Raw genomic sequence first — 22,919 nt, forward strand, 5'->3', positions numbered from 1 at the left:
TCCTTTCATTCTCGGCACATCGCTCCAAGCGGTGGCCGACCTGCGGAGCCTACGGCAAGCGCAATGAGCGACGAACAGAACACCCCGGCAAACAACGGCAATTACGACGCCAACAGCATTACCGCCCTGGAAGGCCTGGAGGCTGTCCGCAAGCGTCCCGGCATGTACATCGGTGACGTGCATGACGGCACCGGTCTGCACCACATGGTGTTCGAGGTCGTCGACAACTCGATCGACGAAGCGCTGGCCGGCCACGCCGACCACGTTGCGGTGACGATCCACGCTGACGGTTCGGTCTCGGTGTCCGACAACGGCCGTGGTATCCCGACTGGCAAGCACGAGCAGATGAGTGCCAAGCTCGGTCGCGAAGTGTCTGCAGCCGAAGTCGTCATGACCGTCCTGCACGCAGGCGGCAAGTTCGACGACAACAGCTACAAGGTTTCGGGCGGCCTGCACGGCGTCGGCGTCAGCGTGGTCAACGCGCTGTCGCAGAAGCTGCTGGTGGACGTGTTCCAGAACGGCTTCCACTACCAGCAGGAATTCAGCAACGGCGCCGCAGTGACCGCGCTGGCCAAGCTGGAAACCACCACCAAGCGCGGCACTACCGTGCGCTTCTGGCCGTCCACCGTCGCCTTCCACGACAACGTGGAGTTCCACTACGACATCCTGGCCCGCCGCCTGCGCGAACTGTCGTTCCTGAACTCCGGCGTCAAGATCGTCCTTGCCGACGAGCGTGGCGACGGCCGTCGCGATGACTTCCACTACGAGGGTGGCATCCGCAGCTTCGTGGAGCATCTGGCCCAGCTGAAGACGCCGCTGCACCCGAACGTCATTTCAGTCACCGGCGAGCACAACGGCATCGTCGTGGATGTGGCGCTGCAGTGGACCGACTCCTATCAGGAGACGATGTACTGCTTCACCAACAACATTCCGCAGAAGGACGGCGGTACCCACCTGGCCGGTTTCCGCGGTGCGCTGACCCGTGTGCTCAACAACTACATCGAGCAGAACGGCATCGCCAAGCAGGCCAAGATCAACCTGACCGGCGACGACATGCGAGAAGGCATGATCGCGGTGCTGTCGGTGAAGGTGCCGGACCCGAGCTTCTCCAGCCAGACCAAGGAAAAGCTGGTCAGCTCCGACGTGCGTCCGGCGGTGGAAAACGCCTTCGGTGCGCGCCTGGAAGAGTTCCTGCAGGAGAACCCGAACGAAGCCAAGGCGATCGCCGGCAAGATCGTCGACGCCGCGCGCGCACGTGAAGCGGCGCGAAAGGCCCGCGACCTGACCCGCCGCAAGGGCGCGCTGGATATCGCCGGCCTGCCGGGCAAGCTGGCCGACTGCCAGGAAAAGGATCCGGCGCTGTCCGAACTGTTCATCGTCGAGGGTGACTCGGCAGGTGGCTCGGCCAAGCAGGGCCGCAACCGCAAGAACCAGGCGGTGCTGCCGCTGCGCGGCAAGATCCTCAACGTGGAACGCGCGCGCTTCGACCGCATGCTGTCCTCCGACCAGGTCGGCACGCTGATCACCGCGCTGGGCACCGGCATCGGCCGAGACGAGTACAACCCGGACAAGCTGCGTTACCACAAGATCATCATCATGACCGACGCCGACGTCGACGGCGCCCACATCCGCACCCTGCTGCTGACGTTCTTCTACCGTCAGATGCCGGAGCTGATCGAGCGCGGTTACGTCTACATCGGCCTGCCGCCGCTGTACAAGATCAAGCAGGGCAAGCAGGAGCTGTACCTGAAGGACGACCCGGCGCTGGACAGCTACCTGGCCAGCAGCGCGGTGGAAAACGCTGCGCTGGTGCCGGCCACCGGCGAGCCCGGCATCGAAGGCCTTGCGCTGGAAAAGCTGCTGCTGGCCTACGCGGCCGCGCTGGATTCGATCGAGCGCAACGCACATCGCTACGACCGCAACCTGCTTGAAGCGCTGGTCGATTTCGTACCGATGGACCTGGAAAGCCTGCGCGCTGCCGGCGAAGGCGAGGGCCTGGATGCACTGGCCAAGCGCCTCAACCAGGGCAGCCTGGGCAGCCCGCGTTTCACGCTGGAACTGCAGGAAGCCAACGACGAGCGCCCGGCCGCTGTGCTGGTGACCCGTCGCCACATGGGCGAACAGCACATCCAGGTGCTGCCGATGTCGGCCTTCGAAAGCGGCGAACTGCGCGCGATCCACCAGGCATCGAAGCTGCTGCACGGTCTGGTCCGCGAAGGCGCGACCATTTCCCGCGGCGCCAAGTCGATCGAAGTCGACAGCTTTGCCAAGGCACAGAACTGGCTGCTCGAGGAGGCCAAGCGCGGCCGCCAGATCCAGCGATTCAAGGGTCTGGGTGAAATGAATCCGGAGCAGCTGTGGGACACCACGGTGAATCCGGAAACCCGCCGACTGCTGCAGGTGCGTATCGAGGACGCTGTCGCAGCCGACCAGATCTTCAGCACCCTGATGGGCGATGTCGTCGAACCGCGTCGCGATTTCATCGAAGACAACGCGCTGAAGGTCGCAAACCTGGATATCTGACACAATCGGGACACGGCCGGCGCGCGGGGAGGCGCGCCGGCCTTCGACTCTTGAACACAGGTACCTGATGTCAGCATCCGCCCCGGTCTCCGCTCCGCCCCCGGTTCCGCCGGCTTCTGCCGCGCCGCGTGCCGTTTCGCCGTTGGCGGGGTTCTTCATCGACCTGGGCATCGCCGCTGTCACCCTGTTCGGCCTGAGCCTGGTCAGCGGCCTGCTGTGGGGCCTGTACCGTGGCGTGGTGGTTGGTTACGCGAACGCGCAGGCTGGCGCTGGCGCACCCGACGCCAGTTCGGTCGCGGCGTCACTGGGCCAGCCCGGCGCGCTTGCGCAGATTCTCATGGCACTGTTCGCCACCGGTGGCGCCGCGTTGCTGCTGTACTTCTGGCGACGGCCGGCCAACGCCGCCGAGCGCCACGCCTCGCGCCAGGCGCTGCGCCGCCCCTCCACCTGGGGCTGGACCCTGCTGGTGGCGACCCTGATCGTGCTCGGCAGCAACGGCATCGCCTTCCTGGCCAAGCAGGTCGGCGTCGAGCCGGTCCCCACCAATCTGGCGCTGATGCAGAGCGCGATCGCACGTTTCCCGTTGTTCCTGGTGCTGTTCGCGGTGGTCCTGGCGCCGGCCTACGAGGAACTGCTGTTCCGCCGCGTGCTGTTTGGCCGCCTGTGGCAGGCCGGGCGGCCTGGGTTGGGCGTGGTACTGAGCAGCCTCGCATTTGCCCTGATCCATGAGATCCCTGGCACGAGTGCCAATGGCCCGGCCGAAATCGCACAGCTGTGGCTGGTCTATGGTGGCATGGGGGCCGCGTTCTGCTGGCTCTACCGGCGCACCGGCACGTTGTGGGCGGCGATCACCGCCCATGCGCTGAACAATGCGGTCGCCCTTGCGGCGATGGTGTTCCTGGGGTCAACGTAACGCCGCGTCCGCTTGACGAAAGATTAAGCCGCTACGCTACACACTCCGCATATGAACACGGGGGAGTTTCCATGAAACAACTGCTGCTGGCCCTTGTCATCACCACCCTGGTCAGCGCCTGCGCGACCACCACCTCCCCTACCGGTCGCCGGCAGATGGTGGGCGGCGTCTCGCAGGCGCAGCTGGACCAGCTCGGCGCACAGGCGTTCGCCGAAACCAAGCAGAAGGAAAAGATCAGCACCGACGGCCGCCAGAACGGTTACGTGCAGTGCGTGGTCAACGCCCTGGTCGCGCAGCTGCCAGCTCAATACCGTGGCGTACGGTGGGAGACGGCGGTATTCGTCGACAAGGAGCCCAACGCCTTCGCCCTGCCCGGCGGCAAGGTCGGCGTGAACACCGGCATCTTCACCGTGGCCAAGAACCAGGATCAGCTGGCTGCCGTGATCGGCCATGAAATCGGCCATGTCATCGCCCGCCACCACGAAGAGCGCATCACCCGCCAGATGGGTGCGCAGACCGGGCTGGCCGTGCTCGGCGCGCTGGCTGGTGCAGCCTACGGCGAAGGTGCTGCCAGCACCGTCAACCAGCTCGGCGGCATGGGCGCGCAGACTGCCTTCCTGCTGCCGGGCTCGCGGACGCAGGAAAGCGAGGCTGACGTGATCGGCCAGCGGCTGATGGCCCAGGCCGGATTCAATCCGGCGCAGGCGGTCGACTTGTGGCAGAACATGATGGCCGCCAGCGGCGGTCGCAGCCCGCAATGGCTGTCCACCCACCCGGATCCGGCCAACCGGATCCAGGAACTGCGACGTGATGCCCCGGGCCTGACGCCGGTCTATCAGCAGGCGCAGGCGGCCGGGCTACGGCCAAAGTGCGGATGAGTGCGCAGTTCTATGCTGTATTGCAGCACATAAAACGATTTCTCACGCCATCTGTTTCTGATACGTTTGGCGGCTCAGATTTTTCTGACAGTCCGACTTTGCCGCTAACCGGCGGTTCGATCGAGGTGAACGATGATTTTCCGTAACCACAAAGCTGTGCTTTCCGTCCTCGTCGCGACCGCCCTGACCGGCGCCGTGGTCACCGATGCCTTCGCGCAGTCCTCGCGTTCCTCCGAGCGCGGCAACCGTGGCGGCAAGCAGGCCAAGGCCGAGGCGCTGTACCCGAACGCGACCCGCCAGGAGCCGACGGTCAAGGCTTCGGCCAAGATGGGCAGCAAGCTGCAGAAAATGATCGACAGCTACAACAAGGAAAAGTTCCCGGAAACCCGCACCCAGGCCGACGCCATCCTGGCTGACAGCGCCGCGAACGAGTACGACAAGTCGCTGGCCGCGCAGCTGGCCTCGCAGGCTGCCTACCAGACCGATGACGCCCCGGCTGCCATCGCCTACCTGAAGCAGGTCCTGCAGTTCAACGGCCTGGACAACAACGGCCACTTCCAGTCGATGCTGATGCTGGGCCAGTTGCAGCTGCAGGAAGACCAGACAGCCGAAGGCCTGGCAACCCTCGACAAGTACTTCGCCGAGAGCAAGTCGACCAAGCCGGAAGAACTGATCGCCAAGGGCCAGGCGCTGTACCAGCTGGAGCGCTACCAGGAAGCGATTCCGGTGCTGAAGCAGGCCATCGCCGGCTCCGCCGAACCGAAGGACAACTGGAACCAGCTGCTGATGGCGGCGCTGTCCGAAGCAGGCCAGTCCGGCGAAGCGGTCAAGGAAGCCGAGGCGCTGGCCGCCAAGAACCCGAACGACAAGAAGGCCCAGCTGAACCTGGCCAGCATGTACATGCAGGCCGACCAGATGGACAAGGCGGCCGCGGTGATGGACAAGCTGCGCAGCAGCGGCCAGCTCACCGAAGAGCGCGAGTACAAGCAGCTGTACTCCATCTATGCCAACACCGACAAAAAGGAAAAGGACGTCATCGCGGTCATCAACGAAGGGTTGCAGAAGGGCATCCTGAAGCCGGACTACCAGGTTTACCTGGCGCTGGCCCAGTCCTACTACTACTCCGACCAGGTGCCGCAGGCGATCGATGCGTGGCAGAAGGCTGCCCCGCTGTCCAAGGACGGTGAGACCTACCTGAACCTGGCACGCGTCCTGCATGCCGAAGGTCGCATCCCGGAGGCCAAGCAGGCCGCCCAGCAGGCGCTGGCGAAGGGTGTGAAGAACCAGGCTGATGCCAAGAAAATCATCAACCTGAAGTAAGTAGGAATAACGCCTGAATGCCTGCCCAGTTGATGCGCAGGCGCTCAGGATTGGTATAAGCTTGGAGGTTCCTGCGGTGTCATGCACCGCTGATCAGGGATTCCGCCCCCGGCATCCCGGCCCCACTATTGAGCTCTTGGCGCATGACGGAACAACTAGTCGTTCACCGGTACGAACAACCCGATGACAAGGGGCTGAGCTGGCCTCGCATCGTCGGCATCGCGTTTGTAATTGCCCTGCATCTGGCCGCCTTCATGATGCTCCTCATTCCCGCCGTGGCTCCCAAGGCCGTGGCTGAGAAGGAGCGCAACGTCATGGTGACCATCGTCGATGCGCCGCCGCCGCCGCCGCCGCCGCCGCCGCCGCCGCCGCCGACCGATACTCCGCCGCCGCCGGTGAAGAATCTGTCGCCGCCGAAGCCGTCGCCGGTCCCGCCGCCGCCGCAGGCGCCGGTCGTGGACGTGCCGGAGCCGCGCCCGAGCGATATCGTCACCCCGCCGTCGCCCCCCGCGCCGCCGGCACCTGCGACCTCGATCGAGGCCAGCGTGGACATCTCGTCGAAGGCCATGAATCCGCCGCGCTACCCGCCGGCCGCCTTCCGCGCGGGTATCCAGGGCGAAGTGATCCTGATCATTGATGTCGATGCCAACGGCAATGTCACCAATGTCACGGTGGAAAAGTCCAGCCGTAACCGCGACCTGGACCGTGCCGCGATGGAAGCGGCTCGCAAGTGGCGCTTCAACGCCGCTGAATCTGGCGGTAAGAAGGCGGCAGGTCGCGTTCGCGTCCCGGTCAACTTTGCGCTGAACTGATGCGCCCGGGTGGCCGCATGGCCACCCCCGCTCCCGGTTCGATTGTTTAGCTTAGCTACACCCTTTATCACCACACACAACAAAGGTAAGCGTCATGCTGCAGGAAATTTTCATCGCCGCTGCTGCCGGGGGCAATCCGTCCAACGCCCTGTCGCAGATGGGCTTCGAGCACCTGATCCACGAAATGACCACCAAGCCGGGTGATTTCGCGGTTTCCTGGGTCGTGCTGCTGACCCTGATCGCCATGTCGGCCATGTCCTGGTACTGGACCGTCATCAACATCTTCCGTGCGACCCGCCTGAAGAGCGCTGCTGATCGCGTCGTCAGCCTGTTCTGGGATACCCCGAACGCGCAGGACGCCATCCGTGCCATGGAAGAGCAGCCGGCTTCGGAGCCGTTCTCGAAGATCGCTCTGGACGCTGCCCAAGCTGCTGCGCACCACCAGCGCGCTGAAGGCGGCGCTACCGGCGGCGTGGGTGAGAACCTGAGCCGTTCGGAGTTCGTCGACCGCGCCCTGCGTCAGGCCGTCACCCGCGAAAGCAACAAGCTGCAGTCGGGCATGACCCTGCTGGCCACCGTCGGCGCGACCGCTCCGTTCGTCGGTCTGCTGGGTACCGTGTGGGGCATCTACGGCGCCCTGATCAAGATCGGTGCCACCGGCTCCGCTTCGATCGACGCCGTTGCCGGCCCGGTGGGTGAAGCGCTGATCATGACCGCGATCGGTCTGTTCGTCGCGATCCCGGCCGTGTTCGCCTTCAACTTCTTCAGCAAGATCAACAGCGCGACCATCAGCAAGTTCGATACCTTCGCGCACGACCTGCACGACTTCTTCGCCACCGGCTCGCGCGTCCGCTAATTGCGGCGCGCGTCACCCAGCGACGAACGTAAGTAGTCACCAAGATCTAGACGGAGCCCGTTATGGCTTTCAGTAGTGGTAACAGCGGCGGCCCCATGGCCGACATCAACGTTACGCCCCTCGTGGACGTGATGTTGGTGCTGCTGATCATCTTCATCATCACGGCGCCCCTGATGTCCCACAAGGTCAAGGTGGATCTGCCGGAAGCCAACCTGATCCAGAAGCCGGAAGACGCTGAAAAACGTTCCGGACCGATCACCCTGGCAGTCAAGGAAGACGGCTCGATCTACTGGAACGACGAAGAAATCAACAAGCAGACTCTTGAGTCGCGCTTGGCGACCGCCGCCCAGCAGACCCCGCAGCCGCCGCTGAACCTGCGTGGTGACCGCACCACCAAGATGCGCGTCATCAACGACCTGACCAAGGTCGCGCAGGAACAGGGCATGCTGGACGTCGGCTTCGTCGCGACCAAAGAAAAGGGGCAATAAGCCATGGCATTCAGTAGTGGTGGTGGCAAGGGCCCCATGGCAGACATCAACGTCACGCCCCTCGTGGACGTGATGCTGGTTCTGCTGATCATCTTCATCGTGACCGCGCCGATCATGACGTACCCGATCGCCGTCGACCTGCCGCAGCGCGTGCTCAACCCACCGCCGCAGCTGGTCGAACCGCCGCCGCCGATCGAACTGAAGATCGACGCCAGCAACCAGGTCTCGTGGAACAACAGCCCGATCAATACCAGCGAGCTGCAGCAGCGGATGGAGCAGGAGGTCCAGCGTGACCCGACCAACCAGCCGGAACTGCGCATCGACGCCAGCCCGGATTCCGAGTACGACGTGATGGCCAAGGTTCTGGCCGCCGCGAAGAATGCTCAGATGAAGAAGATCGGTTTTGTGCAGCAGTAATCGCTACACCGCAACACAACAGTCATGACGCGACTGCAGACGCCCCTGGAGACAGGGGCGTTTTTTTTTATGCCTGCCGGCCTGGACCGCTATGATCGGCGGATGCTCGCCCTCTTCGACTCCCTGCGTCATTGGCTCGACGGCATCGCCCACCTTGGCTCGATCCTGGCGGCGGCCTACCTGCTGTATCTGTTCGCGCTGGCGGGCTGGATCATGCTGCAGAAGCGTGAGCCGGTCGCCACGCTGAGCTGGATCCTGTCGTTGGCGCTGCTGCCCTACCTCGGCTTGTTCATCTACTACCTGCTGGGCCCGCAGAAGGTGAAGCGGCAACGGCTGCGCCGCGGACGCGCACGTTCGGGCATGGAGCACTACAGCGATGTCTGCCCACCGGATGCCGACTGCACCGAGCTGGCCAAGATCGCGCAGGCCACCACGGGCCTGGCGCCGAGCAGCGCGACCGAAGTGAACTGGCTGGTGGATGGTGCCGCTACCTACGCCGCTCTGTTGGAAGCGGTGGCGCAGGCTCGCGATCACGTGCACTTGGAGTACTACATCTTCAATCCGGACCATGCCGGCACCGCCCTGCGCGACGCCCTGGTCGAGCGCGCCCGTGCCGGCGTGCAGGTGCGCCTGCTGCTGGATGCAGTGGGTTCTTCCGCCCTGCCTCGCCGCTTCCTGCAGCCGCTGATCGATGCCGGTGGCGAGGCGGTCTGGTTCCATCCGCGGCAGCTGCTGAAGCCGTTCAAGCGGCCGTGGTTGAACCTGCGTACGCACCGCAAGCTGGTGATCGTCGATGGCCGGCTGGCCTTCACCGGTGGCATCAATATCACCGACGATGAAGACGAGAGCCGCAAGCCGAACGCCTACCGCGACCTGCACATGCGCATCCGCGGCCACGTCGTGCGCAGCCTGCAGCTGGTGTTCGCCGAGGACTGGCTCTACGCCAGTGGCCAGGATCCCTCGCGCATGGACATTGCCCGTCTGTGGCCGGCCGACATGCCGCTGCGCGGCGATGGTGCGATCAACGCCCAGGTGCTGGTCTCCGGCCCGGACTCGGGCTGGGAAACGATCCACCGCCTGCACGTGGCGGCCATCCAGGAAGCACACGAGCGCGTGTGGCTGGTAACGCCCTACTTCGTGCCGGGCGAAGCGGCGCGGATGGCGCTGACTTCGGCGGCACTGGGTGGACTGGACGTGCGCCTGCTGGTGCCGAAGATGAGCGACTCCTGGTTTGTCACCCAGGCCGCGCGCTCCTATTTCGACGAACTGCTGCACGCCGGGGTGAAGATCTACGAGTACGGCCCGCGCATGCTGCATACCAAGGCTTTCATCGCCGACGACGATGTCTGCATCGTTGGCAGCGCCAACTTCGACCACCGCAGCTTCCGCCTGAACTTCGAGCTGTCGATGATGATCAGCGACCGTGACCGCGTCGCCGCTCTGGCCGGGCTGCTGCAGGGCGAGTTCGACCGCGCCACCCGCGTGCACGACCAGGCTGGCCGTTCGCTGTGGCTGCACCGCCTGCCCGAGGCCTTCGCCCGGCTGGCCTCGCCGCTGCTCTGACGCAGCGCTACACTGCGGCGATCATCCGGGGAGCCCGACTATGTACTGGTTGTACCTGCTGCTGGCGCTGGGCTGTTTCGCCTTCGCCCTGAAGACCCCCAGCGCCGCATTGATGACCCTGTGCCTGCTGGCCGCCCTCGCCTTCCTGCTGGCCTGGGTGCGCGGTCGCTATGTGGCCCGCTTCGGCGACCTTCAGCGCGACCCTGCCACCTTTGTCGATGCCGAGGAGCTGCGCCGCCTGCGCGAGCAGGCCCAGGCCCGCCGCAATGCCGACGCCAACGACCACGATCCGTCCCCTCTTTCCAAGTAGTTCCGTTCCATGACCCAGCTCAGCGTCAACGTCAACAAGATCGCCGTCCTGCGCAATTCGCGCGGCGGCGCCGAACCGGACGTGGTGCGCGCCGCCCAGGCCTGCCTGGATGCCGGTGCACATGGCATCACCGTGCACCCGCGGCCGGACCGCCGCCATATCACCGCCGAGGACGTGCTGGCGCTGTCCACGCTGACCCGCGCGCGTGGCGTGGAATTCAACATCGAAGGCAATCCATTCGCGCCGCCGCGCGAGGGCTACCCAGGCCTGCTGCCGCTGTGCGCGCAGACCCGCCCGGCGCAGGCGACGCTGGTGCCGGATGGCGATGGACAGATCACCTCCGACCATGGCTTCGACTTCGAGCGGGATGCCGAGCGGCTGCGACCACTGATCGCCGAACTGAAGGCGATGGGCTGCCGGGTCAGCCTGTTCGTCGATGCTGGCAACCCACTGCTGGAGCAGGCGGCCGACGTTGGTGCAGATCGTGTCGAGCTGTATACCGGCCCCTACGCCGAAGCACACGCGGCCGGAGACGCTGCGGCGATGCTGGAACTGTTCGCCACTGCGGCGCGGCGGGCGCAGGCGGTGGGCCTGGGCGTCAACGCCGGGCACGACCTGTCACAGGACAACCTGCGCGATTTCCTGGCCCACGTGCCGGACGTGCTGGAGGTGTCGATCGGTCACGCGCTGATCGGTGAGGCGCTGTACGACGGCCTGGACGCCACGGTGCGCGGGTACCTGGCGTTGCTCTGACCGCTCCCCTGTAGCGTTGAGCCATGCTCGACGCAGCACCGCGCTGAACCCTTCAGGCAGCCGTCGCAGCCATTGAGACGGCTGCGGCGTAACCTGCCGCAATGGGTATCGCGATCAAGGGCCGAGGTTCCACGTCCCACCTTGCCGGGCGCTTTGAAAGCACCGTCAGCGAGGCGGTGGACGACGGCTGGGCAGTCGATGAGAGCGAGGAATTCCTCGCCCCACGTCTGCGCACTGAAGTACGTGCCGAGACCGCACGCAGCATCATCAGCCGCAACACCTCACCGGACGTCGGCTTCAGCCAATCGGTGAATCCGTACCGCGGTTGTGAGCATGGCTGCTCCTACTGCTTAGCGCGCCCCTCGCACGCCTATCTGAACCTGTCGCCAGGCCTGGACTTCGAGACCAAGCTGTTCGCCAAGACCAATGCGCCGCAGGTGCTGCGCAAGGAGTTGTCGAAGCCGGGCTACGTTCCGCAACCGATCGCGCTGGGCATCAACACCGATGCGTACCAGCCGATCGAACGCAAGTTCAAGCTCACCCGCCAGCTGATCGAAGTGATGCTGGAAACCAAGCATCCGTTCTCGCTGATCACCAAGAACGCACTGGTCGAACGTGACATCGATCTGCTCGCACCGCTGGCGGCGGAGAACCTGGTCAGCGTGCATTTCTCGGTGACCTCGCTGGACCCGCATCTCTCCGCAAAGCTGGAGCCACGCGCGTCGGCGCCGCATGCACGGCTGCGTGCGATGAAGCGCCTGCATGAAGCGGGCATTCCGGTGGGTGTGATGGTGGCGCCGGTGATCCCGTGGATCAACGACAGCGAACTGGAAGCCGTGCTGGAGGCCGCGCACGATGCTGGCGCCAGCACCGCAGGCTACGTGCTGCTGCGCCTGCCGCTGGAAGTGGCCCCGCTGTTCCGCGATTGGTTGGACACCCATCATCCCGATCGCGCTGCGCACGTGATGAGCACCATCCAGCAGCTGCGCGGCGGCAAGGATTACGACAGCCAGTTCGGCACCCGCATGCGTGGCCAGGGCGTGTATGCCGATCTGTTGAACAACCGCTTCAAGCTGGCGCGAAAGCGTCTCGGCTTCAATGCGCAGAACAGCCATTGGCCGAAGCTGGATTGCAGCCGGTTCGTGAAGCCGTTGCCGCCGCGCAAAGAATCGCCGCAGAGGTCGTTGTTCTAAGGTGCTTTCGGCGCGGTTACAAAGCATGTCGTTGGAAGAGCTAATATTACCGACTTGCTTGGCAGAGTAGGTAAGGGCGTGCTTTCAACCAGAGTTGGCGATACATTTCTTTGGGCATTGAGCGACATTTACCCGATAGAAAAGCGACAGTGCTATTCAAATAGCGGAGTTGCGACGATTCTCTCTGAATGTGAGAACGATTTTTCAAGAGCGATGGGTGACATCAAACGCATAAGATATGCGCTTGGATTCTTACTTGCAGATCGAGGTGAGCGAGTTCCACATGCGTGGTTGATCTGCGATCTCGAACACAGATCCTTCTTTTGCGATCCAACACTACAGGTCCATTCACGGGAATGGAGGGAACGCAATGGGTCTTTTGTGTATGAGTTGAAGCACGTCCTTCATGCGGACGAGCTGAATTCATGGCTTAGATCTAGATATTCTAATAGGACGTTCAACGAGCATGGAATTCCTCAGGGACATATGAGATTTCCAATTCTCAGTTTAGAGGGTCACGTCGACTGAGGTGAGAACGCGATTTTTTTCATGTAGGAACGCGCATACCTCAAGGGCCTCTCACCGTCCCCCAAATAACTTCTGCGCGCTCTGGAACAGGATCCAACTCGTCGCGATGAACTTGTCGCCGCCCTGCGGTCGGTTGCCACGATGGGTATGGGTGAACGCCGTCGGCGCAATCAGCAGACTGCCGGTGCGTGGTGCGATCTTCCGCCCCTGGAACAGGAACTCGGTTTCCCCCTCTTCGAACTCGTCGTTGAGGTACAGCGTCCACAGCACGTGCCGATGCAGGGTCTCGGCCTGCGCATCCTTGGGGTACAGCTCGCAGTGCCAGTAAGGGTAACCACCCTCGCCCGCCGCATACCACTGCAGGTTGATGGCGCCGGGACGCAGGCAGGTCCGCGCAAGATCCGCCAGTTGTTGTGGTGGCATGTCGGGGAAGTCCTCGGCAGACAGGCGACGCGGTTGGCCATTGCTGTCCTGGATCTGCAACATCAGTGGTGCAATCAATGCCTGTGGATAACGGCGTAGATAAGTCAGCAGGCCATTGAACACCGCATGCTGCAGCTGATGGTCCACATCCTGCCAGCCATCAAGGCCGCTGATGCGCAGATCCTTGCTGTGCTTGAGTTCCGGGAACACACCACTGCCTACCGCGCCTGGCCGCAGACCCTGTGCAGCACGCATGCGCTCGACGATCGCCGCGCAGACCTCGCTGGGGACCGCGTTGTGGATGACCTCGATGAAATCGACCGGGCCCTGCTCGTGCATGCGTGCATTCCTTAGGCGGCAACGGCTTGATGGTGCCGTTTGCCGCCCTCGGTGTCACCCCACGGTCATGTCATCGTTCTGCCATGACCGCTGTCAGGCGATAGGCCGTCAGCCCTGTGCGTTGTCGTGTGCGTGGTGGTAGCGCACGGCTTCGGCCACTTCCTCGCGCGAACCCAGGAACACCGGCACGCGCTGGTGCAGCTGGTCGGGCTGGATGTCGAGGATGCGCTCGCGGCCGGTCCAGGCGGCGCCGCCGGCCTGTTCGACCAGCAGGCCCATCGGGTTGGCCTCGTACATCAGGCGCAGCTTGCCGGCCTTGGACGGATCCTTCTTGTCCCACGGGTAGATGAAGATGCCGCCGCGGGTCAGGATGCGGTGCACGTCGGCGACCATGCTGGCGATCCAGCGCATGTTGAAGTTCTTGCCGCGCGTGCCTTCCTTGCCCGCCAGCAGATCGCCGACATAGGCCTGCATCGGTGCTTCCCAGTGGCGCTGGTTGGACATGTTGATCGCGAACTCCTGGGTAGCCGCCGGAATCTGCATGTTCTCGGTGGTCAGCACGAACTCGCCCTTCTCACGGTCCAGGGTGAAGGCGTGGGTGCCATGGCCGACGGTCAGCACCAGCTGGGTGCTGGGCCCGTAGATGCAGTAGCCGGCGGCGATCTGCTTGCTGCCCGGCTGCAGGAAGGCGTCGTCGCCCGGCAGTTCGACATTGGTCGGGCAGCGCAGCACCGAGAAGATGGTGCCGACGGAGACGTTGACGTCGATGTTGGAGCTGCCGTCGAGGGGATCGAACAGCAGCAGGAAATCACCGCGCGGGTAGATGTCCGGCACCGGCTGGCTGTGGTCCATTTCCTCCGAGGCGCACGCGGCGAGGTGGCCACCCCAGGCGTTCGCTTCAAGCAGGATCTCGTTGCTGATGACGTCCAGCTTCTTCTGCGCCTCGCCCTGCACGTTACCGGTACCGGCATCGCCCAGCACGCCACCGAGGGCGCCCTTGCTGACGGCGATGGAGATGCTGGTGCAGGCGCGGGCGACGACCGCGATCAGCTGGCGCAGGTCGGCGTTGATGCGGCCGGCGTGCTGTTCCTGGATCAGGAAGCGGGTCAACGAAGTACGGGACATGAGCGGGCAGGTCTCGGCAGCGGGAAAACGCCTATTGTCGCCCGTATGGCGGGGGCGTGCGTGAGCGCGGGAAGGCGTAATCGTTTCCAGATGCGTTGCGCTCGTGGCGCCTTCCCTTTGTCGAGGCTCGTGGGAGGGGGAGGCGATGCAGGACACGCTGCAAGTACGTCCATGTAAGCTCGATGGCGCCTTGCTCGTGTGCGCTGTCCTGCGCACACGGCAAGACCGGGGTGGGGGCGTCCTGCCCAACCCGCCTGAGGCATGCCTCGGGCCCATGGCGCCAACGGTCCTGCAGCGCCTCCCCCCCCCACGCGCTTCAGGGTTCGCCGCGAGCGCGGTGGGGATGGCAAAGGCAAGAGCAAAAGCAAAAAAACAAAGGCGCCTTTCGGCGCCTTTGTCTTCAAGCTACTGGAGCGTTGTTTCAGCCCTTGGCGACGGTGGCCACGGCCTTGGCGACGTATTCCAGGTTGTTCTGGTTCAGCGCGGCCACGCAGATGCGGCCGGTGCCGACGGCGTAGATGCCGAACTCGTCGCGCAGGCGTTCGACCTGCTCGCGGCTCAGGCCGGAGTAGGAGAACATGCCGGCCTGTTCGTTGATGAAACCGAACTGCGGTGCGCCAGCGGCAGCCAGCTTCTCGACCAGGCCCTGGCGCAGGGCGTGGATGCGCTCGCGCATCTCGGTCAGCTCCTGCTCCCACATCGCACGCAGTTCCGGGTTGGTCAGCACGCCGGCCACCAGCGCAGCACCGTGCGTGGACGGGCTGGAGTAGATGGTGCGGATCACGCGCTTGACCTGCGACTGCACGGCCTTGGCGTCAGCGGCGGTCGGCGCCACCATCGACAGCGCACCCACGCGCTCGCCGTACAGCGAGAACGACTTGGAGTACGAGTTGGCGACGATGAAGCTGTCGATGCCTGCTTCGGCGATGATGCGCACCGCGGCGCCGTCCTGTTCGATGCCCTTGTCGAAGCCCTGGTAGGCCATGTCGATGAAGGGGAACAGCTGGCGGTCCTTCAGCAGCTGCGCGACCTGCTTCCACTGGCTGACCGTGAGGTCGGCACCGGTGGGGTTGTGGCAGCAGGCATGCAGCAGCACCACGGTGCCGGCTTCCAGCTTGCCCAGGTCGGCCAGCATGCCGTCGAAATCAACCCCATGGGTGGTCGGGTCGAAGTAGGTGTAGTCCAGCACCTCGAAACCGGCCGCGCTGAACACGGCGCGGTGGTTTTCCCAGCTCGGGTTGCTCAGCGCAACGGTGGCGTGCGGCAGCAGCTTCTTCAGCACGTCGGCGCCGACGCGCAGCGCACCGCTGCCACCAACGGTCTGTGCGGTGGTGACGCGGCCGGCGGCCAGCAGCGGCGAGTCCTTGCCGAACACCAGCTCACGCGTGGCCTGCGTGTACGCCGGCAGGCCATCGATCGGCAGATAGCCGCGCGGTTTGGCCTCGGCGGCGAGCTGCTGCTCGATCTGCTTGACGGCGCGCAGCAGCGGAATGCGGCCGCTCTCGTCGTAGTAGATGCCCACACCCAGGTTGACCTTGGTCGGGCGGCTGTCGGCGTTGTACGCCTCGGTCAGGCCCAGGATCGGGTCGCCTGGGACCAGTTCCACGTTTGCAAAGAAGGACACGGCGGTACTCGTTCGGTAGACGGAAAGGGGGAGGAATTGCGCCACGCGGTTCGCGGCTTTTCGGCCGGAAACAGCCCATCGTAACAAAGCCTGCCGGGGCTGGCCGCCGCCATCGTCATCCGCGGCCCCGTACCATGGCGTGCGTTGCCGCCCGATCCATCAACCTGAATCATGAATCCCGCCGCACGACGCTGTTGCCTGCCGCTGTCTGCCCTGCTGCTGTCGCCCTGGACAGCGGTGGCCGAGCCTGCGCCCACCGCCCTGCCTGCGGTGCAGGTACAGGCCGCACGGGTGCCGGGCATCGCCCCGTTCGCGCTGCCGGCCAGCCAGGACACGGTCTGGATCGATGCCAGCCGCGCTGGCAGCGGCGCGCAGCTGTCCGAGGCGCTGGCCGGGGTACCGGGGCTGCTGGCGCGCGACCGGCAGAACTTCGCGCAGGACACGCAGCTGTCGATCCGTGGCTTCGGCGCGCGCTCGACCTTCGGTGTGCGCGGGGTGCGGGTGTTGATCGACGGCGTGCCGGCCACCATGCCCGATGGCCAGGGCCAGCTGTCACACGCCAGCCTGCTGGGCGCCGAGCGCATCGACGTGCTGCGCGGGCCGTTCTCGGCGTTGTACGGCAATTCCTCCGGCGGCGTGCTGCAGGTCTGGAGCGCGCAGGGCCAGGCCGGCGACCCGTGGCGGTTGCGCGTGAATGCCGGCGCCGACAACACGCTCAGTGTCGGTGCGCAGCTGAAGGGTGCCGGTCAAGTGCTGGACTACAACATCGCCGCCAATCACTTCCGCACCGATGGCTGGCGGGACCACAGCCGTGCGCGCCGTGAATCGCTCAACGCACGCATCGGTGGTGCGCTGGGCGGTGGGCGGCTGGAGCTGTTGCTCAATGCGCTCGATGCCCCCGATGCACAGGATCCGCTGGGCCTGACCCGTGCCCAGGTGGCGGCTGATCCGCGCCAGGCCACGGCAGTCGCGCACCAGTACAACACCCGCAAAACGGTGCGCCAGCAGCAGGCCGGCCTGCGCTGGACCCGTGAAACGGGAGCGCAGCGCTGGCAATTGACGGGCTATGCCGGCCAGCGCGCGGTACGCCAGTACCTGCCGATTCCGCCGGCACCCCAGACCAACAGCCCGCTGCATGCCGGCGGCGTGATCGATCTGCAGGGCGGCTATGGCGGGCTGGACGCGCGCTGGGGCTGGCACGGTGATCTGGCCGGGCGACCGCTGGACCTGGTAGCCGGGCTCAGCGCCGACCGCCAGCGTCAGCACCGCACCGGCTTCGAGAACTTCATCGGCAGCGCCCTGGGCGTGCGTGGGCGGCTGCGTCGTGACCAGATCGACGTCGTGCAGAACGTGGATCAGTTCGCCCAGGCGTGGTGGCAGTGGAGCCCGCGTTGGTCGCTGCTGGCCGGGCTGCGCCACAGCGCCGTGCGATTCGAATCGAATGACCGCTACATCGTCGGCGCCAACCCCGACGACAGTGGCCACCGCCGCTACCAGGCGATCACGCCGGTGGCAGGCGTCAGCTTCGAGGCCAGCCCGCAGTGGCGGCTGCACGCGGCCGTGGGGCGTGGTTTCGAGACCCCCACCTTCAACGAACTGGGCTATCGCGCCGACGGCCAAGCCGGGCTGGCACTGGATCTGGCCGCCGCGCGCAGCCGCTCCATCGAGGTTGGCAGCAAGTGGCACGCACAGGAAGGCAACCAACTCGATATCAGCTTGTTCCGTGCAGATACCGACGACGAGCTGGCCGTTGCCAGCAATATCGGCGGACGCAGCACCTACCGCAACATTGGCCGCACCCGCCGCCAGGGGCTGGAGCTGCAGTACCGACAGCCGCTGGCCGAGCACCTGGAACTGCAGCTGGCGTGGACCTGGCTGCAGGCGCAGGTGCGCTCGCCGTACCTGACCTCGAACACCCTGGTCGCTGCAGGCAGCCGTCTGCCCGGCGTGCCGCGCCAGCAGGCCTTCGCCCGGCTGCAGTGGAGCCCTGCCGGTTGGCAGTGGGCGCTGGAGGCAACGGCCAGCAGCGATACCGTGGTCAATGACGTGGCCACCGAGCGCGCACCGGGCTACGCCCTGCTGCACCTGGAAGCCGGCCGTCGCTGGACGCTGCCGGGCGGCGAGTTGCGCGCCTTCGCCCGGCTGGAGAACGTGCTGGACCGGGCCTACATCGGCTCGGTGATCGTCAATGACGGCAATGGTCGCTTCTACGAGCCGGGACCGGGACGGCGAGCCAACGTCGGCCTGCAATGGTCGTGGCGCTGAAGTGGTAGTGCCGGCCGCTGGCCGGCATCGCGCCGTGCAGGACGTCAGGAGGTTGCCGGCCAGCGGCCGGCACTACCGGTCAGTCGGGGGCCTTGGCTGGCACGAACGGCGAGGTCGGGTCGCTGGCCGGGAAGGTCTCCTCCAGCGCCTCGTCCTGGTTGTCGCTGGCGCGCTGCTTGCGTTCACGGCGCTTGAGCGGGCTCTCCTGGCCACCGCGATGGCGGTCGCCGCCATCCTTGCGGTCCTGGGCCGCCTGTTCAGCCTCGTGCTTCACCGGCAGGTGGTCGTGCTCGGCATCGAAGAACGGCGCGCCGGTGCCGCGGTAGTCGGCGTTGTCGGCATCGCGCTTGCCGCGCTGCTCGCCGGGAATGGGCGGGTGGTTCTCCCGCAGCGGGTCTCGCGAGGTCTCTCGGCTCATGGTCTGGTACCTGCCCTTGGGGGGATTCCACTACACCGCCCCGCAGGTAAAGCCGTTGCGAACCTGGCGTCATGAACATCTCGCTCACCCCCCGGTAACGGCACCGCGCGTATTCCTGCCCACCCGCCCCCGCTGCAGGAGCCGGCCATGCCCCGTCTTGAACGACCCGCACCGTCCGTGTTCAACGCCCTGCTCGATCCGCTCGGTCAGCGCAGCGCGCAGCGCCGTACGCGTCGCCATGAAGACCCCCAGGCGGTGGCGCAGGACTACCTGCAGTACATGCTCAACGACTACGAGGAGCGCCGCGGGCAGAGCCACCGGAACTGGCGCGACCTATGCCCGGTGTATGCCTTCGCGTTGACCACGCATGCTGCGGATTGGCCACGCGGTGATGCCGCCGATACCTGCGAGGAACTGGCCGAGCACTGGGAACAGATGCGCGGGCAGTCACGGTTGGGCTGGTCGCAGGCGCGGCCGGTGGTGGAAGACGCCTGGCGCGCGCTGGACCATATTCCGGCGGCGGCGGTGAGGCCGTTGCTGCAGTAGTGCCGGCCGCTGGCCGGCAACCCCAGGAAACTTCAGGCCGCGAGCTCTGCCGGCCAGCGGCCGGCACTACCGCATCTGCGTAGAACCCACGTGCACGGTATCGACACGGGTGGTTTACACCGCCCATCCGAAGCTGGATGCCCTGCCCCGCCAAAGGTACGCCCATGGCCCGCCCGATCTGGACCGGCACGCTGTCGTTTGGCCTGCTCAACGTGCCGGTGTCGCTGATGTCCGGCGAACGCAAGGTCGACCTGCAGTTCCGCATGCTCGATTCCCGCGACCGCAAGCCGATCCGTTTCGAACGGGTCAACGCCGACACCGGCGAGGAGGTGCCCTGGAAGGACATCGTCAAAGCCTATGAGTACGACAAGGGCAGTTATGTCGTGCTGGAGGAAGGTGATATCCGCTCGGCCGCGCCTGAAAGCCACGAAGCGGTGGAGGTGGAATCATTCGTGGATGCGGCGCAGATCGACCCGCGCTATTACGAGAAACCGTATCTGCTGGTGCCCGGCAAGAAGGCCGAGAAGGGCTATGTGCTGCTGCGCGAAACGTTGCGCAGCACCGGCAAGGTGGGCATCGCGCGGGTGGTGGTGCGTACGCGCGAATACCTGTGCGCGGTGATGCCGCATGAGGACGCGCTGGTGCTGATGATCCTGCGCTATCCGCAGGAACTGGTGGATCCCGAGGACTACAAGCTGCCCACCGGCAAACTGTCCGACTATCGCATCACCAGCAAGGAAACGGCGATGGCCGAGCAGTTGATCGAGTCGATGGCCGGCGACTGGGATCCGTCGCAGTACCACGATGAATTCCGCGAGCGCCTGCAGCAGGTATTGAACAAGCGCATCAAATCCAAGGGCGGCACCACGCGGGTGGACGATGAGCCGGCACCGCGCGAGGACGCCAGCACCAATGTGGTCGACTTCATGGCGCTGCTGCAGAAGAGCCTGGATGCGAACAAGCGAACGCCAGCGAAGAAGGCCGCAACGCGCAAAGCAGCCGCCAAGTCGCCAGTGAAGAAGGCCGCAAAGAAGACAACGAAGAAGGCTGCAAAGAAGACCGCACCCCGACGCAAGGCGGGGTGAGCCATGTCGTTGCACCAGTATCGGCGCAAACGCCGGCTTGGCGGTGGCGCCGGGCAGACAACGGAGCCCGACGACACGCCCGCACCGGGCGACCCGAAGCAGCGGCCGACCTTTGTCATCCAGCTGCACCATGCCAGCTCGCGTCACTATGACTTCCGCCTGGAAATGGACGGCGTACTGAAGAGCTGGGCGGTGCCCAAGGGGCCTTCCCTGCGCGTCGGTGAAAAGCGGCTGGCCGTGGAAGTGGAAGACCATCCGCTGTCCTACGCCGGTTTCGAGGGAGACATTCCTGAAGGCCACTATGGTGCGGGCCACGTGGAAGTCTTCGATCACGGCACCTGGGCCTGTGAAGGCGATCCACTGCAGGCACTGGCGGCGGGCAGGATCGACTTCGTGCTGCATGGACAACGCCTGGCCGGTGGCTGGAAGCTGGTGCGGACCGCGATGAAAGGACGCCAGGTGCAGTGGCTGTTGATCAAGCGCGGTGACGGGGAAGCGCGCGACGCGGAGGCGGATGACCTGCTGACGGCACCGATGCCGAAACGAACACCTGCGGCGAAGAAGCGTTCCGCGGACAAGACGGCGCGAGCTGCACCCGTCGCACGCACGGCCACACGCAAGGCCGATGTGCGCTGGCATGCACGCGCGCTGCAACTGCACGGCGCACGTGACGCACCCTACCCGCATGCATTCAGACCGCAGTTGACCGATCATCGCGACAGTGCGCCGGACGGCGACCGCTGGCTTCACGAAATCAAGTGGGATGGCTATCGCCTGCTGGCTGATCTGCACGATGGCGAGGTCAAGCTGGGCTCCCGCAATGGTCTGGATTGGACCGATGATTTTCCCGAAGTGGTGCAGGCCGTGCAGGCGCTGCCGGTGCGCGATGCACGCCTGGACGGCGAACTGGTGGTGCTGGACAAGGAAGGACGCAGTGACTTCGCAGCGTTGCAGCGGGTGATCGACGGCGGTTCGAAGCAACCGCTGCGCTACATCGTGTTCGATCTTCCGGGCGTGGCTGGAGCGGATATCAGTCGTGCGCCGTTGCTGGAGCGCAAAGCACTCCTGAAAGAGCTCATTGGGCCGGCGCCTGGCACCCTGGCCTTCAGCGAGCACGTGATCGACCATGGCCCGCAGGTGTTCGATGCCAGTGGCAAGGCCGGATTCGAAGGCATCGTCAGCAAGCAGGTGGATGCCCCGTACGTGAATACCCGCGCACGCAGCTGGGTGAAGGTGAAGCACGAAGACACCGATGAGTTCCTGATTGTCGGCTACACGGCACCCAAGGGGTCCCGGGTGGGGTTCGGCTCGCTGCTGCTGGCGACGCCGGACAAGGGCGGCTTGCGCTATGTGGGCCGCGTTGGCACCGGTTTCGACGACCAAAGCCTGCGCGCGCTCCTCAAGGCACTGCAGCCCTTGGCGGTGAAGACGCCCGTGCTGCAGCTGCCGGCGCATGTGCCGTTCCGCGCTGCCAGCGTACGCTGGGTGAAGCCGGTGGCGGTTGCCGAGGTGGCCTTTCGTGGCTGGGGCAAGGAAGGCCTGCTGCGCCAGGCCAGTTTCAAGCGACTGCGCAGCGACAAGCAGAAGGAGGACTTGGGAATGAGCACCGCAGATACCGAAACCGGAGGCGAGGTCGAGATCACTCATCCGGAGCGGGTGGTGTTTCCAAGGCAGAAACTGCGCAAGGGTGACGTGGCCGATTACTACCAGCGCATGGCGCGCTGGATCCTGCCCGAGATTGCCGGACGTCCGCTGTCACTGCTGCGCTGCCCGGACGGCGTGGGCAAGGCCTGCTTCTTCCAGAAGCACCATGGCCCCGGCCTGGGGGACGCGGTACATGCGGTACCCCTGCAGCAGAAGAGCGGCCGCGAGGATTACGTCTACGTCGACGATGCGCGGGGCCTGCTGCAGCTGGTGCAGATGAACACCCTGGAGCTGCATCCGTGGGGCGCGACCGTGGCCGATCCCGAGCACCCGGATCGTCTGGTGTTCGATCTTGACCCCGGCGAAGGGGTGAGCTGGGCACAGGTGAAGGCCGCTGCGCGCGATGTCCGTGACCGCCTGCAGGAGGTGGGTCTGCAGAGCTTCGTGCGGCTGTCCGGTGGCAAGGGCGTGCACGTGGTGGTGCCGCTGCAGCCCAAGGCTGGCTGGGACGAGGCCAAGGCGTTCTGCGAGGCGTTCGCGCAGGCAATGGCGCTGGAGCAGCCTGATCGCTACGTGGCGACGATGAGCAAGGCCAAGCGCGGCGGCGTGATCTTCATCGATTGGCTGCGCAACACACGCGGTGCCACGAGCGTGTGTTCGTGGTCGCTGCGCGCGCGCGATGCTGCCGGCGTGGCGGTGCCGCTGCGCTGGGAAGAACTGGCCCGGGTGAGTGCGGCCGACGCGTTTCCGATGGCCAAGGCGCTGGCGCGCGCCAAGCGGCTGAAGGGTGACCCATGGCAGGGCATCGCGCGGCTGAAGCAGACGCTGCCGTCGCTGAAGCGGTAGTGCCGGCCGCTGGCCGGCAACTGCAGGATGGCTGAGGTTGCCGGCCCGCG

Annotated in this window: 20 protein-coding genes; 16 read left to right on the top strand and 4 right to left on the bottom strand. The window is 65.4% G+C overall.

Annotated elements, in window-relative coordinates:
* Positions 1-63: 63 nt before the first annotated feature.
* The 12 genes from gyrB to AC5P99_RS08685 all read left to right on the top strand — a co-directional run bounded on the left by gyrB (position 64) and on the right by AC5P99_RS08685 (position 12,026).
* Complete coding sequence (gene gyrB / locus AC5P99_RS08630; RefSeq protein WP_005411733.1) at positions 64-2,523, top strand: DNA topoisomerase (ATP-hydrolyzing) subunit B; 2,460 nt, start codon at positions 64-66, stop codon at positions 2,521-2,523.
* Positions 2,524-2,590: 67 nt separating this feature from the next.
* Positions 2,591-3,436 carry a CPBP family intramembrane glutamic endopeptidase gene (locus AC5P99_RS08635; protein ID WP_033833516.1) on the top strand — a complete coding sequence of 282 codons (846 nt, stop codon included), beginning with the start codon at positions 2,591-2,593 and terminating at the stop codon, positions 3,434-3,436.
* A gap of 71 nt (positions 3,437-3,507) precedes the next feature.
* Complete coding sequence (locus tag AC5P99_RS08640; protein ID WP_005411735.1) at positions 3,508-4,314, top strand: M48 family metallopeptidase; 807 nt, start codon at positions 3,508-3,510, stop codon at positions 4,312-4,314.
* Between the two features lie 132 nt (positions 4,315-4,446).
* A complete protein-coding gene (locus tag AC5P99_RS08645) occupies positions 4,447-5,634 on the top strand; it encodes a tetratricopeptide repeat protein (protein WP_005411736.1) in 1,188 nt (395 codons plus the stop codon).
* 143 nt (positions 5,635-5,777) lie between these two features.
* Positions 5,778-6,446: an energy transducer TonB gene (locus tag AC5P99_RS08650; RefSeq protein WP_005411737.1), complete on the top strand. Its 669-nt coding sequence runs from the start codon at positions 5,778-5,780 to the stop codon at positions 6,444-6,446.
* Positions 6,447-6,540: 94 nt separating this feature from the next.
* Complete coding sequence (gene exbB / locus AC5P99_RS08655) at positions 6,541-7,302, top strand: TonB-system energizer ExbB (RefSeq protein WP_005411738.1); 762 nt, start codon at positions 6,541-6,543, stop codon at positions 7,300-7,302.
* Between the two features lie 62 nt (positions 7,303-7,364).
* Entirely contained in the window at positions 7,365-7,790 is a 426-nt protein-coding gene (locus AC5P99_RS08660) for an ExbD/TolR family protein (RefSeq protein WP_005411739.1), read from the top strand.
* 3 nt (positions 7,791-7,793) lie between these two features.
* Positions 7,794-8,207, top strand: coding sequence for an ExbD/TolR family protein (locus tag AC5P99_RS08665; protein WP_005411740.1), 414 nt, complete (start codon positions 7,794-7,796; stop codon positions 8,205-8,207).
* A 102-nt stretch (positions 8,208-8,309) separates the two neighbouring features.
* Positions 8,310-9,770 carry a cardiolipin synthase gene (gene cls / locus AC5P99_RS08670; protein ID WP_495213047.1) on the top strand — a complete coding sequence of 487 codons (1,461 nt, stop codon included), beginning with the start codon at positions 8,310-8,312 and terminating at the stop codon, positions 9,768-9,770.
* 40 nt (positions 9,771-9,810) lie between these two features.
* Complete coding sequence (locus AC5P99_RS08675; protein ID WP_049450053.1) at positions 9,811-10,080, top strand: hypothetical protein; 270 nt, start codon at positions 9,811-9,813, stop codon at positions 10,078-10,080.
* 9 nt (positions 10,081-10,089) lie between these two features.
* Positions 10,090-10,833, top strand: a complete 744-nt coding sequence (locus AC5P99_RS08680) for a pyridoxine 5'-phosphate synthase (RefSeq protein WP_005414976.1) — start codon at positions 10,090-10,092, stop codon at positions 10,831-10,833.
* 101 nt (positions 10,834-10,934) lie between these two features.
* Positions 10,935-12,026 (top strand): PA0069 family radical SAM protein, encoded by a 1,092-nt coding sequence (locus AC5P99_RS08685; RefSeq protein ID WP_495213048.1) that lies wholly within the window; start codon positions 10,935-10,937, stop codon positions 12,024-12,026.
* A gap of 579 nt (positions 12,027-12,605) precedes the next feature.
* Here AC5P99_RS08685 and AC5P99_RS08690 read toward each other — a convergent pair.
* From AC5P99_RS08690 to AC5P99_RS08700, 3 genes are all read right to left on the bottom strand, one after another.
* Positions 12,606-13,316 carry a 2OG-Fe(II) oxygenase gene (locus AC5P99_RS08690; RefSeq protein ID WP_138970111.1) on the bottom strand — a complete coding sequence of 237 codons (711 nt, stop codon included), beginning with the start codon at positions 13,314-13,316 and terminating at the stop codon, positions 12,606-12,608.
* A 108-nt stretch (positions 13,317-13,424) separates the two neighbouring features.
* On the bottom strand, positions 13,425-14,441 hold the full coding sequence (locus tag AC5P99_RS08695) for a class 1 fructose-bisphosphatase (protein WP_012478654.1): 1,017 nt from the start codon (positions 14,439-14,441) through the stop codon (positions 13,425-13,427).
* Between the two features lie 421 nt (positions 14,442-14,862).
* Positions 14,863-16,065 (bottom strand): amino acid aminotransferase, encoded by a 1,203-nt coding sequence (locus tag AC5P99_RS08700; protein WP_005411793.1) that lies wholly within the window; start codon positions 16,063-16,065, stop codon positions 14,863-14,865.
* A gap of 171 nt (positions 16,066-16,236) precedes the next feature.
* Between AC5P99_RS08700 and AC5P99_RS08705 the strand changes: the two genes are divergently transcribed.
* A complete protein-coding gene (locus AC5P99_RS08705; protein WP_495213049.1) occupies positions 16,237-18,330 on the top strand; it encodes a TonB-dependent receptor family protein in 2,094 nt (697 codons plus the stop codon).
* 79 nt (positions 18,331-18,409) lie between these two features.
* On the opposite strand, the gene AC5P99_RS08710 is transcribed toward AC5P99_RS08705, so the two are convergent.
* Positions 18,410-18,748 carry a hypothetical protein gene (locus AC5P99_RS08710; RefSeq protein ID WP_005411772.1) on the bottom strand — a complete coding sequence of 113 codons (339 nt, stop codon included), beginning with the start codon at positions 18,746-18,748 and terminating at the stop codon, positions 18,410-18,412.
* A 147-nt stretch (positions 18,749-18,895) separates the two neighbouring features.
* Between AC5P99_RS08710 and AC5P99_RS08715 the strand changes: the two genes are divergently transcribed.
* From AC5P99_RS08715 to ligD, 3 genes are all read left to right on the top strand, one after another.
* The gene (locus AC5P99_RS08715) at positions 18,896-19,294 is read left to right on the top strand and encodes a hypothetical protein (RefSeq protein ID WP_088435810.1); all 399 of its coding nucleotides are present in this window, start codon (positions 18,896-18,898) and stop codon (positions 19,292-19,294) included.
* Positions 19,295-19,458: 164 nt separating this feature from the next.
* The gene (gene ku / locus AC5P99_RS08720; protein ID WP_005411774.1) at positions 19,459-20,379 is read left to right on the top strand and encodes a non-homologous end joining protein Ku; all 921 of its coding nucleotides are present in this window, start codon (positions 19,459-19,461) and stop codon (positions 20,377-20,379) included.
* 3 nt (positions 20,380-20,382) lie between these two features.
* Complete coding sequence (gene ligD / locus AC5P99_RS08725; RefSeq protein WP_495213050.1) at positions 20,383-22,869, top strand: DNA ligase D; 2,487 nt, start codon at positions 20,383-20,385, stop codon at positions 22,867-22,869.
* The last annotated feature ends 50 nt before the right edge of the window (positions 22,870-22,919 follow it).

This window comes from Stenotrophomonas sp. YJH_SMC_80 (assembly GCF_059372495.1).

Bases quoted from the DNA above. Each gene is read 5' to 3' on its own strand.
- AC5P99_RS08685 (WP_495213048.1), top strand. From the start codon at position 10,935: ATGGGTATCGCGATCAAGGGCCGAGGTTCCACGTCCCACCTTGCCGGG.
- exbB (WP_005411738.1), top strand. From the start codon at position 6,541: ATGCTGCAGGAAATTTTCATCGCCGCTGCTGCCGGGGGCAATCCGTCC.
- AC5P99_RS08705 (WP_495213049.1), top strand. From the start codon at position 16,237: ATGAATCCCGCCGCACGACGCTGTTGCCTGCCGCTGTCTGCCCTGCTG.
- AC5P99_RS08660 (WP_005411739.1), top strand. From the start codon at position 7,365: ATGGCTTTCAGTAGTGGTAACAGCGGCGGCCCCATGGCCGACATCAAC.
- AC5P99_RS08635 (WP_033833516.1), top strand. From the start codon at position 2,591: ATGTCAGCATCCGCCCCGGTCTCCGCTCCGCCCCCGGTTCCGCCGGCT.
- AC5P99_RS08650 (WP_005411737.1), top strand. From the start codon at position 5,778: ATGACGGAACAACTAGTCGTTCACCGGTACGAACAACCCGATGACAAG.
- AC5P99_RS08640 (WP_005411735.1), top strand. From the start codon at position 3,508: ATGAAACAACTGCTGCTGGCCCTTGTCATCACCACCCTGGTCAGCGCC.
- cls (WP_495213047.1), top strand. From the start codon at position 8,310: ATGCTCGCCCTCTTCGACTCCCTGCGTCATTGGCTCGACGGCATCGCC.
- AC5P99_RS08645 (WP_005411736.1), top strand. From the start codon at position 4,447: ATGATTTTCCGTAACCACAAAGCTGTGCTTTCCGTCCTCGTCGCGACC.
- AC5P99_RS08675 (WP_049450053.1), top strand. From the start codon at position 9,811: ATGTACTGGTTGTACCTGCTGCTGGCGCTGGGCTGTTTCGCCTTCGCC.
- AC5P99_RS08710 (WP_005411772.1), bottom strand. From the start codon at position 18,748: ATGAGCCGAGAGACCTCGCGAGACCCGCTGCGGGAGAACCACCCGCCC.
- AC5P99_RS08665 (WP_005411740.1), top strand. From the start codon at position 7,794: ATGGCATTCAGTAGTGGTGGTGGCAAGGGCCCCATGGCAGACATCAAC.
- ligD (WP_495213050.1), top strand. From the start codon at position 20,383: ATGTCGTTGCACCAGTATCGGCGCAAACGCCGGCTTGGCGGTGGCGCC.
- AC5P99_RS08690 (WP_138970111.1), bottom strand. From the start codon at position 13,316: ATGCACGAGCAGGGCCCGGTCGATTTCATCGAGGTCATCCACAACGCG.
- AC5P99_RS08715 (WP_088435810.1), top strand. From the start codon at position 18,896: ATGCCCCGTCTTGAACGACCCGCACCGTCCGTGTTCAACGCCCTGCTC.
- AC5P99_RS08680 (WP_005414976.1), top strand. From the start codon at position 10,090: ATGACCCAGCTCAGCGTCAACGTCAACAAGATCGCCGTCCTGCGCAAT.
- AC5P99_RS08695 (WP_012478654.1), bottom strand. From the start codon at position 14,441: ATGTCCCGTACTTCGTTGACCCGCTTCCTGATCCAGGAACAGCACGCC.
- gyrB (WP_005411733.1), top strand. From the start codon at position 64: ATGAGCGACGAACAGAACACCCCGGCAAACAACGGCAATTACGACGCC.
- ku (WP_005411774.1), top strand. From the start codon at position 19,459: ATGGCCCGCCCGATCTGGACCGGCACGCTGTCGTTTGGCCTGCTCAAC.